The organism is Pedobacter sp. AC402, assembly GCF_979252805.1.
The window spans coordinates 81,025-96,787 of record NZ_CEEDAI010000006.1; the positions used below are offsets into that span (position 1 = coordinate 81,025).

The 15,763-nt window shown below is 39.3% G+C and carries 13 protein-coding genes; 1 reads left to right on the top strand and 12 read right to left on the bottom strand.

All coding sequences use genetic code 11. The annotated features are described in order from the left end of the window. Positions 1-907: 907 nt before the first annotated feature. Entirely contained in the window at positions 908-1,156 is a 249-nt protein-coding gene (locus AC0IWE_RS04705) for a hypothetical protein (protein WP_055906948.1), read from the top strand. Between the two features lie 293 nt (positions 1,157-1,449). Here AC0IWE_RS04705 and AC0IWE_RS04710 read toward each other — a convergent pair whose 3' ends face one another. From AC0IWE_RS04710 to AC0IWE_RS04765, 12 genes are all read right to left on the bottom strand, one after another. Then, the gene (locus AC0IWE_RS04710; RefSeq protein ID WP_471792405.1) at positions 1,450-2,358 is read right to left on the bottom strand and encodes an amidohydrolase family protein; all 909 of its coding nucleotides are present in this window, start codon (positions 2,356-2,358) and stop codon (positions 1,450-1,452) included. Continuing rightward, on the bottom strand, positions 2,352-2,702 hold the full coding sequence (locus AC0IWE_RS04715; protein WP_471792138.1) for a hypothetical protein: 351 nt from the start codon (positions 2,700-2,702) through the stop codon (positions 2,352-2,354). Before AC0IWE_RS04715 ends, AC0IWE_RS04710 begins: the two co-directional genes overlap by 7 nt. Before the next feature lie 138 nt (positions 2,703-2,840). Continuing rightward, positions 2,841-3,881, bottom strand: coding sequence for a redoxin domain-containing protein (locus AC0IWE_RS04720; RefSeq protein WP_471792139.1), 1,041 nt, complete (start codon positions 3,879-3,881; stop codon positions 2,841-2,843). Between the two features lie 47 nt (positions 3,882-3,928). Next, positions 3,929-4,825 carry a zinc-dependent metalloprotease gene (locus AC0IWE_RS04725; protein WP_471792140.1) on the bottom strand — a complete coding sequence of 299 codons (897 nt, stop codon included), beginning with the start codon at positions 4,823-4,825 and terminating at the stop codon, positions 3,929-3,931. After that, entirely contained in the window at positions 4,743-5,042 is a 300-nt protein-coding gene (locus tag AC0IWE_RS04730) for a zinc-dependent metalloprotease (RefSeq protein WP_471792141.1), read from the bottom strand. Before AC0IWE_RS04730 ends, AC0IWE_RS04725 begins: the two co-directional genes overlap by 83 nt. After that, positions 4,958-6,481, bottom strand: coding sequence for a zinc-dependent metalloprotease (locus AC0IWE_RS04735; protein ID WP_471792142.1), 1,524 nt, complete (start codon positions 6,479-6,481; stop codon positions 4,958-4,960). The genes AC0IWE_RS04730 and AC0IWE_RS04735 overlap by 85 nt, the downstream gene beginning before the upstream one ends. A 6-nt stretch (positions 6,482-6,487) precedes the next feature. Further along, entirely contained in the window at positions 6,488-7,903 is a 1,416-nt protein-coding gene (locus AC0IWE_RS04740) for a RagB/SusD family nutrient uptake outer membrane protein (protein ID WP_471792143.1), read from the bottom strand. A 12-nt stretch (positions 7,904-7,915) separates the two neighbouring features. Further along, complete coding sequence (locus AC0IWE_RS04745; protein ID WP_471792144.1) at positions 7,916-11,278, bottom strand: TonB-dependent receptor; 3,363 nt, start codon at positions 11,276-11,278, stop codon at positions 7,916-7,918. Positions 11,279-11,389: 111 nt separating this feature from the next. Beyond that, positions 11,390-12,517, bottom strand: a complete 1,128-nt coding sequence (locus tag AC0IWE_RS04750) for a FecR family protein (protein WP_471792145.1) — start codon at positions 12,515-12,517, stop codon at positions 11,390-11,392. A gap of 70 nt (positions 12,518-12,587) precedes the next feature. Beyond that, the gene (locus tag AC0IWE_RS04755) at positions 12,588-13,181 is read right to left on the bottom strand and encodes an RNA polymerase sigma factor (RefSeq protein WP_055905493.1); all 594 of its coding nucleotides are present in this window, start codon (positions 13,179-13,181) and stop codon (positions 12,588-12,590) included. A 367-nt stretch (positions 13,182-13,548) separates the two neighbouring features. Beyond that, a complete protein-coding gene (locus AC0IWE_RS04760) occupies positions 13,549-15,312 on the bottom strand; it encodes a RagB/SusD family nutrient uptake outer membrane protein (RefSeq protein WP_055905496.1) in 1,764 nt (587 codons plus the stop codon). A gap of 78 nt (positions 15,313-15,390) precedes the next feature. Beyond that, positions 15,391-15,753: a hypothetical protein gene (locus AC0IWE_RS04765; RefSeq protein ID WP_471792146.1), complete on the bottom strand. Its 363-nt coding sequence runs from the start codon at positions 15,751-15,753 to the stop codon at positions 15,391-15,393. Between the last annotated feature and the right edge of the window lie 10 nt (positions 15,754-15,763).

Below are 15,763 nucleotides of genomic sequence, written 5' to 3' on the forward strand. Positions count from 1 at the left end.
ATACCAAAAAATTGGGCTAACCAACAAAACACTTTCCTGTTAAGTACAGCAACTTTGTGCCATCAATTAATTTAACATTAAAAAAATGGCACTATCAAGTTTAGGAATTTTTCACACAGTAATCGGCGTTATCGCGATTGGATCTGCAGTTACAGGCTTTATTAAAAATGGTAAAATTGACCTGGACAAGCTTAGCGGCAAAATTTATTTTTATTTAACACTTATCACGTCTTTAACCGCCCTGGGCCTATCAAAACATGGTGGTTTTAATCCAGGTCATATTTTTTCGCTGTTTATTGTGGTGTTAATCTTAATCGCCTATTATCTTTATTATAAGAAGAAGGGAAACATCAGGGCACGTTTTTTTGAAAACTTTCTGCTTTCGTTTAGTTTTTTCTTGTCGCTCGTTCCAACTGTTAAACGAAACTTTTACGCGTGTACCTGTTGGTCATCCTTTAGCAAAAGCTCCATCAGATGCAATTATCGGTCAAACACTTTTGGTGCTCTTTATCTTGTTTTTAATCGGTTCTTTTTTACAATTTAGACAGCAACGGAATACGAATCGAATGTTGTAATAATTATATCGGGCAAAGCTGATCATAACAAAAATTCGAAAAACCAGAGCATTTCTAAGGGCAATAAACAGTAAGCTAAACAGATAACAAAATGGGTTGCCTAACGTATAGCAGAGGCAACCTTTTCATTTACAATGACTTTTAAAAAGGCAAAAAACATACGGCTGTGCAATCGTCGGGTAATCAGGCATTTGAGGATTTATAAATTTAAAATATTCTGATTTAACCTGTATTTATGACATAAAATAAACACTTGGAAAAATTTTATTTGACTAATGTCAAATATACGGCATATTGTATTCGTAAAACTACAATTTAACTTATATTTGGATATGAAAACTCTCTACTTGCCAAATGACACCGAGCTTTTTAACAAAGCCATACTGAAGCGATTTAAAACCGCTTTGGCCAATCTTGAAATAGAAAATGATTTTCTCGAAATTTCCACCACCTTTAAAGGCATACAGGTTCAGGTGAGGGTTTTCGGCAAAGCTGATTTAATGGGAAAGTTGCATTGGCACGTAATCAGAATCATCAATCAAAGTGTAATACCTACGCAACCCTTCATCAGGAATAATTAATTGAGCCATTATGAGGTGAGTTTGAGTTTAAACTCTACCCATTTAGCTAAATTGATTTATCAATCAGTTGTTGCAGAAATCATCAATATAACCAAATGATAAGATTCTCTCCATCCACAGTAAAAAATACCAAAGCGCCTGCTTTATTACTGGCAGTATTATCCCAAAGTATAATTACCGGGGAATGCTCATCAATTTTCTTTCTTGAAGTAAAGATTTTTATTTTCCACCGGTAATATTCTCCATACCAACACGTAAGCTTATGCAACTTTAAATTCCGTAAGTCCTTTACATTAAAAAATTATTTTACCGTGCTTAATTATCATCTCTTGCTTTTTTAATGCATTAATATTTTTTAAGGGATTTTCAGTCAACACTAACAAATCTGCCTTTTTGCCTTTTTTAATACTTCCAATGTTTTTCTGCTGACCGATAGTTTCAGCTGAGATCATTGTGGCTGCGGCCAGTGCTTCTGCTGGCGTAAAATCACAATCATTTACAAAATAATTTAACTCATCAATCAGGTGCGGATATGGGTTTTCCAAAACGGTAATTTTATCGGTTCCGGCTGAGATTTTAACACCCAATAAATGAAGTTTTTTAACAAGGTCGAAAATCCACTGCTCTTTAACTTCTGAAACAGAAAGCGTGGCATCTAAAATTACGTTTCCTTTTTTCATTGCTTTGGCCAATTCATGCACATCAATTGCTGCACCAACACTGTCTTTATAGGCTTGGGGTACTTTTCTGTAACCCAGTTTAGGGTCATCTATTAGGTAAGCGAGCATGCTGGCATGAGAAATTACCTCAACTCCTGAACGAACAACTTCGAGCGGTTTTGCAGGGTACAACATGGCATGCCCCCAAACCAGCAGCTTGTTTCGCTTTGCGGCAAAAACTACTTTCTTTAAAAATACGGCATTAAAAGAATGATAAAGTTTTACCCCTGTAGCACCAAAACTTTTGGCTGCTTTCATTGCACTGTCTAAATTTGTTCCGGGCATTACCAATTGTTCCCAAGGATGATATGGCTCTTTTCTCAAACCAATACCCCTGTTGTAATACCAGTCTCCGGCCATAAAAGCGGCATAATAAACATCAGCTCCAACACGCAAATCATTGTTTACCTGTTGTTGCACCTCTTTTAAAACAGAACCGTTTGCTGCCGGATCTCTAATTGTGGTGATGCCGTGTTTTAGCAGATAATTCGAATACGCGTATGCCCGCTCTTCACTGGAGAGCCACTAACGTTGGTTAAATGCGCATGTGAATCTATCAACCCCGGAACCAGGAATTTGTGCCCAAGATCAATCACTTTACCTTTTAAGTGGTTCCGTTTTGCAGGGAAAATAGATTCAATACGGTCATTTTTTATGATAACTGTCATTCCTGTATCCACTCTTCCCTTTTCTACATCTACTACATTTACATTTTTCAATGTTAAGTAAACAGCTATAGGGTTAGATTGAGCTGAAGCATTTAATAATCCAACCATCCAGATGAGAAATATCCGAATGGAACAGATCAGTGTTTTTTTGGTAATCATTTGTTTAATTAAATTAGGTATACGATTGGATAAAAAAATGCAGGAGACATCCATCATCCTGCATCGTCATCTATTATCACGAACTAATCAACTGCTTCTACTCAGTTGTTTTGCTTTTATTTGCTAACTAATCAGCATCTATAGTTTAAATATGCTGCTGAGCTTTTTTTCCAGTGCCTCACCTCTTAAATTTCTGGCAATAATTTTTCCGGCAGGGTTAAGCAGGAAATTTGCTGGCAAGCTTTTCACACCATAAATTCCCGCAGTTTTACCCGAGGTTGATTTTGGATCGTTTAACTGTATCCAGCTGAGACTATCTGTTTTTACCGCAGTTAACCAACTTTCCTTTGAACTATCCATTGATAGGCCCACTATTGTAAATCCATGTGGACCAAATTTTTCGAATGCTTTTACCAGGTTTGGATTTTCCAATCTGCAGGGCCCGCACCAGCTAGCCCAGAAATCGATGAGCACATATTTCCCTTTAAAATCCGAAATTGAAAATAACTTCCCTTCATTGTTTTTTAAAGCAAATTCAGGAGCCATTTTGCCAACGCCGGTGATCTCTACAGCATCCATAAATTCTTTTATCTTTTTCCCATAAAAGCCTTGCTGCGTTTTATCAGCTAATTTCTGATAAGCCGCAGCGGCCTTAGTACGGTTGGGATAAGTAACATACATATCTAAAATAGCGATTGCCGCACTTACACGTTCAGGATGAGCCGCTATGAAATGATTGAGCACAGTATCTTTTAACAGCTGATACTTTGCTGCATACTTTTTAAGTTCTGCTACATCTTCGTCATGATTGCCGGTTTTTTCAGGCCTTTTAAAAGCAGCTGCTGAAAGACTGTTTTTATATTGATTAAAAATATCGTTTTCACTCGCACCCAAGATGTTGAGGTCGTAAAACTTATTAATATCTCCTGAAACAGAAACCGGCTTTTTTTCGAGTATAACTATTTTAATCTGCTGATTAACTGAGGTGGATAGTGTACATATGGCCGTCTCTTTTAAAGGCACTTTAATTTCGAATACACCAGCTTTCCCCTGTACAGAATCTTTATAAACCACATCATCCATTTCATAAGATAGATGCACTTTGCCATTGCCAAGGCCTGAAACATTCCCTGTGATATGCGCAAATTCTTGCGCATAAACACCGGAACATCTTAACATCAATGTCAGTAGGAGTAATATTTTATTGATTTTTCTTAACATTAGCTTTAATAATTTAAACCGGGAATCGGAGATTCGGTAAGAATCTTATCAATCATATGCTTTAAATAAAGCAGGTGGATTTTGCTGTCAGCATCTCCGGTTCTGCCAATTGCGGCTACAATATCTTTTTTAAGATCTTTCAAGTGAGCAAGTGCCAGGGGCTTAACATTCGAATAAAGCAGAATTTCGGTAGGCGTAACTCCGGCAAGGATGTTATCTACAGAACCCTGTAACGCAAACCTTTTGTTAAACATCGTAATGATACTGCCAACATACATTTTTTGTAAAGTTCTTCTGTAAGAATCAATCGGTTTGCCTGTTTTAAGCTCAGCAAAAATCCCATTTTTTAGGTCGTTTAACCATTGCTGAGGAGAGTAGCTACCTTTGCCATAATCGCGCTGTGCAATCATTAACCTATAAAGGCGGCTTTGTGAAGTAACCGATGCTACAACTCCCTGCTGCAGAGATTCTACTTCACCAAAAGCATATTTTGGATCTATTTTGTTCAAAATCTGTTCATTCAGCAACCATTTAGGCGTAGTAAAAATTTCATCATTGATGAATTTTATCGCCTCTTTTTGCTTGGCCAGGCTTACTGGCGCAAACACAGAACCCGGCTGATCATAGGTTTTTTCAGTTACGGTTACTCCTCCAAGGCTTTTAACTACGTGGTAAGTATAACGTGAAAGTTGCTCTACTGATTCTTTGTACATTTCTTTGAGTGCAGAATAATCCTGACCATCTTCCCTGGTCCAATAAATGAGCTGGGGTACAATGCGTTTTAAATTTTTAATACCGTATTGACTTGCTTTTATAGCATCATCTCCCAGATCTTCTGCCTGCTGATCGGGGATCAAAATCTCTGCCTTCCCCGCCAAACCAAAGTCTTTTGTTCGAGGCAAGACTGTCAATGGTTATTTTATTTAAGATTTTCTTATCCTCATCGGCATTTGCAGTTCCAAAAATTGGTTTATAACCCCATTGGATTGCCCATTTATCGTATTCGTTAATCCGTGGAAAAATTCCTGATTCACTCACATGATCTTCAGGTTGAGAACAACGTAGTGAAAGCGGGCGTAATCCATAATTGAAGGGGTATGACCATGAGCCTCTACCCATTTTTTATCCCTGAGTTTTTCAACCGGAACCGTATTGCTGGCACCCATGTTATGGCGTAATCCGAGTGTGTGGCCTATCTCATGAGAGGACACGAAACGTATAAGCTGCCCCATGAGTTCATCATCAAATTTATTTTTGCGTGCCCTCGGATCAACCGCACCTGCCTGGATCATATACCAACGGTGTACTAAATTCATCACGTTGTGGTACCAACCAATATGGCTTTCCAGGATTTCACCCGTGCGTGGGTCGGCGATATTTGGCCCGTAAGCATTTTGCTGTGGAGAAGCGAAGTAACGGATTACTGAGAAACGGGCATCATCCAAACTCATGGTTGTATCGGCTTCCGGCCATTCCTTACCTACAATCGCATTTTTAAAGCCTGCCTGCTCAAAAGCTTTCTGCCAGTCGTTAACACCAGCAATCAAAAAAGGTCTCCATTTTTTTGGCGTTGCCGGATCGATATAATAAACAATTTGTTTTTTAGGCTCAACCAATTCGCCCCTTTTAAATCGCTCCAAGTCTTCATCTTTCGGCTCTAATCTCCAGCGGTGAATAAAGGCTTCCTGCTCTACTTTTTGCTGATCATCTTTATATCGTATGTTTACGCTGGCAAAGAAACCAACACGGGCATCAAACATTCTTTTTCTCATCGGATTTTCAGGAAGCATCACGAAAGAGGTATTCATTCCGAGTGTTACCGCACCAGCCTCACTGGCAGCAGGCAATCTTCCGCCAACAGCCATATAAGTGCGGATACTTTTAACCTCTGTATTGATTGGAAAACTTTTAACGCTTTCTATATAAGAGCGATCGGCCATTTGGGCACCCAGGTTATAAGCTTTTTTGTTTTCGCCATCAAAAGAGAGCAAAGGGGTTTCGCTGATCAGAAAATCGGTTACATCAATCACGACAGATGATGAATCTTTACCTTTTGCTTTAATGGGAAAGGCAGCCATAATGGGATTGAGGTTAGAACTCGCTACAGCTTTAGAAATCATATCGGTAGAATCGGCAATACTCACCGTGGCAGAAACTTTTAAAAACAGTTTATTACCAGGGCCTAATTCCCAATAAACAATACGTGCCCCTACCTGCTCGCCAGCATAGTTTCCTGCTCCAGGCGTTGATTTACTTAATCGGTTTACGGCTAAAATCTCTTTTTTCAGCAGTTTGTTCGGAATTTCAAAAAAGTATTTATCAGCAATTTTATGAACGGTAAATAAACCTTTTTGGCTTACGGCCTTTGCGGTTATAACCTCGCTATATGGTTTTATAGGATTTTTAAGTGAATCTGCCTTTGGCTTTGTTGCAATAACAACAGGAACAGGGGTCTTCTTTTTTCTTAAAATACTGCATGATTGTACAGTTGCCCCGAGCATACCGATGGCTAAGGCCAGGTAAAAATACCTGACCTTAAATTGATTTTTATTGTTCATTTGTGTTTAATAACCTGGGTTTTGTGTTAAATTAAAATTGGCGTCAATAGCCACTTGCGGAATGGGTAAAAGCTTGGCAGTAGGTTTATAACCTGCTTTTATTGCGCTTAATACGGCATCGGCTTCCCCGGTACGTTTTAAGTTGAACCAACGGAATGCCTGCTCACAAAAAAATTCTTTTCGGTTTTCCAGAGCAATATCGGCCAGTAAAGCAACAGGTGTTGTAGCAACACTTTCGGTTGCCGCAGCTCTTGAACGGATGGTATTCAGATCTGCCAAGGCTCCGGTTAAATTAGATCCAATTCTTGCTCTTGCCTCTGCACGGATTAAATACAATTCGGCCAGCCGGATTACGGTTTGATATTCTGTAACACCTGCCGCTAATGCCAATGCCTGCGTACGGTACTTATACTTAAAGGGAATGGAATAAACTGCGCCTGAAAACGTGGTATGGTTCATCCAGTTAATGCGCCTTAAATCAGTATTTTCAAAAAGTGCTGTAAAACGTGGATCAATACGGTATGCAAAACTTGTTACTGCTGTTGTGGTAGCAGGAATAAATGTTGCTGCCTCATTGGTGTATTGGTTAAGGGCGGTTATAGGCGGAGGGGTTTGCCAAATGCTTTCTGCACTATTTTTAATAAACAAAGCAGTTCCCATTGTTGCCCTTGGTATTAAACTGTAAAGGCTTGATGCGATCACTTCAGATGCATTCGTTTCTGCCAGCGCATAGTCGCCAGTAAACATATATACCCTGGCCAGCAAGGCAGTAGCTACAAACCTGTTTACGCCTATCCTATCGCCTGTGGTTGCTGAGTAATTGCTCAAAAGATCATTCTTTGCATCGTTAAGGTCAGCAATAATTTTAGCATAAACATTTGCCGAAGTTTCTCTTGGCTGGAAGGCGGTAATTGTTGGATCTGTAACCAATACAAGTGGTACATCGCCGAAAGTATTAACAAGGTTAAAGTAACAGTAAGCCCTAACAAATTTAGCCTCTGCTATGTACTGCTTTTTAATGGCCACACTTGTGCCAGTAGAATTTTCCAAACCCAAAATAATTGCATTTGCCCGGTAAATTATCGAATACCATTCTGAAAATAGCGCTGATTGGCCTGTACTAAGCACATTGTAGCTGTTGTTGTTATATTCTTGCAGCCCGGCAACTGTAGAAAGGTACAATAGATCATCGGCTTGCAATGAGCTGTAAAGTGTAACATTTATCGATTGCGTGCTCATTTGAGAAAGGCTGCTGAACATACCTGATCGTGCACTTGTTGCCAGCTTATCAGAAGAAAAAACCTGGTCGGTTGTAACCTGATTGAGAGGTTCTTCAATATCGATAAGCTTTTTACACCCTGATACTGTAATCACTAAAACAACGAGAACGTATTTTATGATGTTGTATTTTGATTTTAACATGATGATTAAGATTTAAAAGGTAAGTTGTAAACCAGCTACCAGCGTGCGTAGCGGTGGCGTTGCCACACCCTGAGATTCGGGATCAAAGCCTTCATAATTGGTTATCGTAAAAAGGTTTTGGCCCTGTGCATAAACACGGATGCTTGTTCCCTCTCTTTTTGAAATCCATTTTGTTGGTAAGGAATATGACAGGTTCACATTTTTTAACCTGATAAATGAAGCATCTACTAAAGAAGCGTCAGAAGCTGTATAGTAGCTATAGGCCAGGTAAGCTGCAGAACCCGCTGCTCCCCTTGTACCTGCGGTTACCAGATAATCCTGAGCACCCAAGGCCAGATAATCATTTACTACACTTAAAGCGGCATTGCTAAAGAATCCAGGGGGATAAAAAGATGAGGCCAGCAAACTTCTGCCCTTTTGTTTTACAAATTGAAATGTGAAATCAAGCGTCAGTTTTTTATAGTTCAATGCATTGGTAAGCCCTCCACTAAATTTGGGGTAAGCCGTACCTGCATAGTAACGGTCGCCCCTGCCAGTTGAGGCAAAGCCGCCTGTAGGATTATTAATGCCGCCAACACCATTAAAATCAGTAAATGAAGGCAAATTGGTGGCCGGATTAATCCCTGCATACTGATACAGATAATAAGAACTGATTGGATTACCAACCACATAGGTGGTAAAATAAGATGATTTTTCGATGCCAGGAAACGACAGCAATTTATTATGATTCTGACTGATATTGAAGGAGGATGTCCACGAGAAATCTTTTTTACGGATATTTGTACTCGTTAAAGACAGCTCCCAGCCTGAGTTTTGAACAGTTGCAGGTAAATTGCTCTGGTACCCTGTAAAGCCTGTTTGCGCACTTGTTGTTAAATTAATTAACTGGTTGCTTGTACGGTTACGGTAATATGAACCACTTAACGACAAACGGTCATTAAAGAATGCAAGATCAAGCCCTATATCCAGTTTTTTAGTTTCCTCCCATTTATAATCCGGGTTAGGTAAACGCGATGGATTAAGACCGGTTGAACCCGCGTAAACATAGCCAGAATTGGTATAAGTATCCAAATAACCATAGTTATCAATGTCATCGCTCCCTATTACGCCATAACTGCCCCTAAGTTTTCCAAAACTGAACCAGCTTAATTTATCTTTTAGAAAGCTTTCTTCAGAGAAGATCCAGGCAGCACCTACCGAACCAAAGTTGCCGTATTTATTGTTGGGCCCAAATCTTGATGAACCGTCTCTTCTAAAGTTAACATTAAGAATATACTTATCAGCTACGTTATAATTTAAACGCCCAAATAAAGAAGCATATTTATAATCAACAGAGCTACTGGTTGTGGTTACTGTGGTTGCAGCCGTCACCGTTCTTAAAAAATCATCAGAAAGAAATCCGGAAGCACTTGTACTGTATGGTAACCTGGATTTTTTGAACTGATAGGTTCCTCCAACAAGCGCATTTAAAGTACCTTTCCATATCTTATTGGTATAAGTAACCTGAGGCTCTGCAATGTAATTATTGGTGTAGTTGTAAGTGTAATTTGCTGTACCTGAAGTGGGTGCAAAATCGGGGTTTAAAGAAGAAAGTGGCCTGGTTACAACCTGATTTAAATCTGTTTTACTATACCCTAAACTTGCTCTTACATCAAGGCCTTTTAAAATAGTATATTTCAGAGCCAGGTTAGTTAATAAATTAGAACTGCGGTTATCGTTAGCCTGTTTTAAATATCCTAATGGATTATTGATCGAACCTTCCCAGTTTAGGCTGCCATCAGCTTTGTACAGCGGAAAGTTTGGCGGCAAACTGTAGGCCCATGTTGCTAAATCAGTTGTAGAAATTGTATTTTTATCTGCAGAGTAAATGGCATTAAAAGATAAGTTAAAACGCTGATCCAATGATGAATGATTTAAATTAACTTTCATACCACCACGCTGGTAGCCTTGGTCACCAGGAAATACATTCCCCTCTTTATGGTATGTTCCGCTGATGAAAAAATTTGTGCTATTGTCTCCACCCGAAAGACTTGCATTAACATCATGTGTTTGAGCGGTATTGCCAAGCATTTCCTTTTGAAAATCGGTATAGCCGTTCTGATCCCAAACCAACAGGTCGGGTGCAGTTGTTGCTGATGGCGTAGCCGGATTGGTGGTATTGTTGGCGAAAGCTTTTCTACGCAGAGCTAAATATTGTTCAGTGCCAACTGTTTCTACAAAATGCGAAACATTGGAAACCCCGGTTGATGCATTTACATCAAATTTGGTTCTGCCCGGTTTCCCTTTTTTAGTGGTAATCAGCACTACACCATTTGCTCCCCTCGAGCCATATATTGCTGTAGCATCCGCATCTTTTAATACTTCTATGCTTTCAATATCTGATGGGTTTATGGTATTCATTGGGCTGGTATTACCCTCTGCGGATGGCAACGCCGCACCAGATTGACTTGAAGCAAAAGCAGCCGTATTAATGGGTTCAGATAAAAAAGGCACTCCGTCAATTATGTATAACGGACGGTTTGCTTTTACCCCATTTAAGCCAATGGCATTTGCGCCGCGAATTTGAATATTAATACCTGCACCCGGCAAACCATTGGTTTGGGTTACTGTTACCCCAGCCATCCGCGCGGCCATGGCCTGCAAAACATTTGTGATAGGTTGGTTGCCGATATCTTTTGCACTGATGCCGGATTGTGAACCGGTGCTTAACCTGCGGGTAGTTGTTCCATAGCCAATTACCATAACTTCATCCAATCTTGCCGGATCCAACACCATGTTTACAGTAAGTGTTGATGTAGCAGTAATTTCTATGGTTTTATAACCCACGTACGATAAAATCAATGTCGGATTATCATCAGTAGCTGAAATATAAAATTTACCATTGTTTCCGCTAACGGTATTTCTGGTGGTACCTTTTACCTTCACAATTACGCCGGGTAATGGCAGCCCTTTTTCATCAACCACAATACCTGTTACCGTAATGTTATCAAAATAGCCGGTTACCTTATCTATTAAGGTCTTTTCCTGTATAACTATTATTTTGTTTTCAATAGTAAAAGATAAAGATTGATTGGCCAGTGTGCGTGCTAAAGCCTCTTTAAGCTCAACATTTTTTAAGTTGACACTTACCGGTAAAGATTTGGAAATCAGATCCTGATCATAGATAAAATCATAGCCGGTTTGGGTTCTGATTGATTTGAATATAGCTGTAAGCGTTGCGTTTTTCTGATTAATCGTTATTCTTTGAGCAAGAGTTGTTGCACTCACTTGCATCATTGCAGCCAATAACAGAAACGTAGTCACACGCATAATCAGCAGAATTTTTTGGATATGGTCTGGCGACCCACCCAGTTTGTTTGGGTAAAATTTGTACATTTGTTTGGTTTTTAAGTTGTATAGTCAGTCGATTGATATAGGGCGCTAAAAATCTTTGACCAGAGGTGTTCCACCACTTCTGGTTTTTTCATTTTTTAGAACCACGCTTTTTTATTTGGTTACCGTGATCCTCCTTCCTTCAATTTTAAAGTGAACTTTTCCTGTTTCTTCCATCACACTAAGAATAGAAGAGATATTTTTCGACCTGGATATCCAGCCCCCTAGGTTTAATTTTCTTGGTGCATCCTCACTATAAACAATTTCCACATCATACCAGCGGGCAATTTTGCGCATAACCGACCTAAAATCGTTGTGTTCAAGAATAAAATCACCGTTTTTCCAATCTATAAAGTCTTCGGCATTTACGTTTAGCACTTTAACGTTTTCATGGTTACCAATTGCCTGCTCACCGGGTTTTAACATAAAACCATCGTTAACTTTTACACTTCCCTCAAGCAGGGTTGTTTTCGTAACAGCTTCATCTGCATATGCATTCACATTAAAATGTGTACCCAGCACTTCAATTTTTTGATTTTTACTTTCCACCACAAAAGGAATCCTTTTTCCTTTTTCAAGTATTTTACTCACCTCAAAATATGCCTCTCCATTGAGTTTAACATTTCTTAGCGCATCAGGAGAAGTAGAATAAGTTAATGATGATGAAGCATTTAGCCACACTTTTGTTCCATCAGGCAGGTAGAGCTGGTATTGCCCTCCGGCAGGGGTTTCAATCGTATTGTAGGCTGTTTCGTCGGTTTCGACTTTGTTTTCAGGTATCTTATAAATAATCTGACCATCTGCTGTTTTAGAAATTTCGATCCCATTCTGACTGGCAAGATGACCTTCGCGGATCTGCTCAAGATTGATGCGCGTACCATTAGCCAACGTTAAAACAGCTTTATTTTTGCCCGCTTTAATATCCTTTTCAGGAGAAAGACTCGCTAAATTAGAAGTGCGAACGTTTTGCTTATAAACCACAATACTTATCAGAGAAATAACCGCCAAAGCTGCTGCAACATATATTAAAATATGCAGTTTTAACTTTTTTGCGGGTTTGGTAGCCGCATACACACCCTGCCAAATCTGTTGCGAACCGCTTTCGAGAAAAGGCTCAGTATATTCAGGAAGATGCTTATTGTTTAAATTGATATAGGCAGATTCTAACCAGGCTTCCTCTTCAGGTGTGGCATTTCCGGCAATATATCGATCTAAAACCTCATTGAATTTCTGCGCTTCCATTTCAGCTTATTACGTGTTGATTATAAGTAATACAACCGTAGCCAATGGAATGGGGATATGAAATTAAAATTTATTTAACATTAAGGTAATAAAGGACGATTATTGCTGGTCCGATTTTGTTTTTTAAGATGCGGAGCGCCTTTTTCATTTGATCGGCCACGGTTGATTCGGTTATACCCAACCTGGCTGCAACCTCTTTATTAGAAAGATTTTCATTTCTGCGCAATTCAAAAACGGTCCGCATACGGGGTGGTAAATTGGCAATTTCTGCCGCGATCATTGCTGCAAACTGCTTTTCTCTAACCAGGGTATCCGTATAGATACCACTATCATCATTGGCTTTAGAAAACTGTGCGGCATAAGTATTTACCAGGTTTTTATGTTTAATCAGATTAAAAATTCCGTTTCTTAAAGCAATAAATAAATAGCCCGATAAATTGTTCCCCTGTTCTATAGAATCACGTTTATGCCAGATTTTCATAAACATTTCCTGTACAACATCTCTCGCATCGCCCTCATCACGGAGTTTATTAAAAGCATGTGCATACAAAAGATTGCTGTAACGGTTAAAAATTTCCGTAAAAGCAGAATGATCATCCTTTTTAAGGTGATATATCAGATCATCATCCGTTAAACTTGCATATGGAATGCCCGCAACCTTCATTTATAAGATAAAATATTTATTGATCAGGAATAGGTAGAAGAGCAATCAAAAATAGTATTTATTCATACAATTACTCTACGTTTTGTAACAAAAAAAACACATACCATCATTTTCGTGCATCTTTACATTCATTAAACAAATTAATTATTCCTAAAATTACTTTGATGTGCATTTACTGAAGATTAAATGCAAGTAATTCCTTATCTATTATATCAGAAGAGGGTTAGCCATGAATTTTTAAATCATTAAAACCAAAAAAGCCTGCAAATCGATGATTTGCAGGCTCATTATGTTAAGGATACTGAGTTTTAAATGATAAATTTTCTTTTTTATTCAATAACAATATCGAAAATGTAATATGTATCGGTTAATAACCTTGGTTTTGCTTAATTGATTTTGTTACATCAAGCGTAGCCTGCGGAATCGGAAAAATTCTTCTGAATGGCTGTGTGGTAGGTTTCGCGCTAAATGGTTGCTCAAACTTACCAAAACGGATCATTTGTGGCCGCCTTAATAATTCCCAGTAGGTTTCGAAAGCAATTTCCTTATATAGTATAGCCTCATTAAGCGATGGTATGGCAACACCAGGTGCATTACCATAAAGCGCTTCCCGTGTTCTGGAAGTACGCAACCTGTTGATATCAGCCAATGCTTCGGTAGTTAGTCCTTTGCGGAAATAAGCTTCAGCACGCATTGTATAAATTGCACCCAAGCGGATTAATGGAATATCTACATTGCTACTTCCGTTACCTTCTTCAGGATCGAATTCGTATTTGAAACAGCGTGCCCCCCTATTGATCTCGTTTTGTGCAAAAACAGCCTGCGTTGGTTTCGAAAAGTTAAGTGCAGGGGTAAAATCCATCTTTGTTGAGGTACTTTTCTCCATTACCAGCTCAGATACTTTGATTCTTCCATCCGAAGTCATTTCAAATGTATTTGTAGAGGTAAGTTTTGGTCCGTATTGCTGGCCAACCATAATCCCCCTGTTAAAGTGGAACCAGGGCACACCCGGGCTGCTGTTAGGAACAAGATCCGTTGCGGGCACACTACCCGGTCCGTTGTTCATAAACCAGGTACCATCTGCATATTGGTATTTTCTTTCAAACCTTGGGTCTTCATGGTTACCATCCCAGCTGGCATAAAATTCAGGACTGATACAGGCTGCATTGGTTCCCCGGTTTAACGGTGATGGCTTCTGGTTACGCTCTACACATACATAGGCAAAAGAATTGGAGCCATTATGGATGTAATCGATTTTCTGCGTTACTACAAAAATCAGTTCCGAACCACCGGAGTTTTTAATAGCAAAATTGTCGAAATAGTTGCTCAACAAACTAAACTTGCTCGAATTGATCAACAACGAAGTATAACTGATTACCTTATCCATATCAGTTTCGCTTGTGTTTACCGATTTTTCATTAAAGTTAAATGAGGCCGCATAACGATCTTTAAACACCGCCCTGTTAAGGTACATATTGGCAAGCAACCCATAAGCAGCTTCTTTTGTAAACCTTCCGTTATGGGTAGATTGCTGCCCCAAAGTGGCCAGATCAGGAATGAGTGCCTCAACCTGTAAAATCAAATTATCAATCTCGGTTGCTGCCTGTTTCATCTCAAGCGGAGCTTTTTCATCCATTGGATCACGGTAAGGTGCCTGCCCGAAAAGATCAAGCGTGGTATAAGTATAAAAGGCTAGCAAACCTTTGGCTTCTGCTAAAAACAGTGTTCTTTGCGGTATGCTGCTTTCGGTAACCTGTTTAATTGCTGTTAACGATCTGGTAATCCCGTTGGTAAGCATGTTCCAGTTATCGGTTACAATAGGATTGTCTGATGCCCATGTAAACTCGTGCATTGAACGCCATTTACCACCATCGCCCCAATCACTTCCACGTGTAGCCAATATAGCTTCATCAGTGGTATATTCCTGTAATGAAAATACAGCACCATGATCTACAAAAGTACCATCGCCTAAACGGTCGTAAGCAGCCGCTAAAGCACCTGCAGGGCTTTGCGCATTATTGCCTAAAACTTCATCGAGTACCTTTTCATCCAATTTGGTACAGCTGGTAAAAATGAGCGCTGTAACCAGGAATATGATATTTTTTGTTTTTAATAATTGATATGTTTTCATTGTTATAATTTTAGGGTAGCACCAAAAATAAATGTTCTTGCAGTTGGGTAACTGGTATAATCAATACCCAGCGATTGGTTACCGCCGGTTGCTTTCGGGCTGTTGATTTAAAGGATCGTAACCACTATAGTTGGTGATGGTAAATAAATTTTGGCCGGTAACGTATACACCAAGTCCTTGTAACCAGCTCAGTTTTTTAAGCTTAATGTTATAACCCAAACGCACAGAATTAAGCCTGATAAAATCAGATTTCTCCAGGTACAAAGAAGATAACTGAGGAGGATTAGCAGGATTGGCACCTGATTCGAAGTATTGTTTGGCCACATTCCGATCTGAAGCAAGGTTATTGATATTTAACGCATTTAAACCAGTATTGTTAACCAGGTAACCTCCTGTTTGCCCGATGAATGAGAACGAGAAATCGAAGTTCTGGTAAGTCATCTCGGCTATT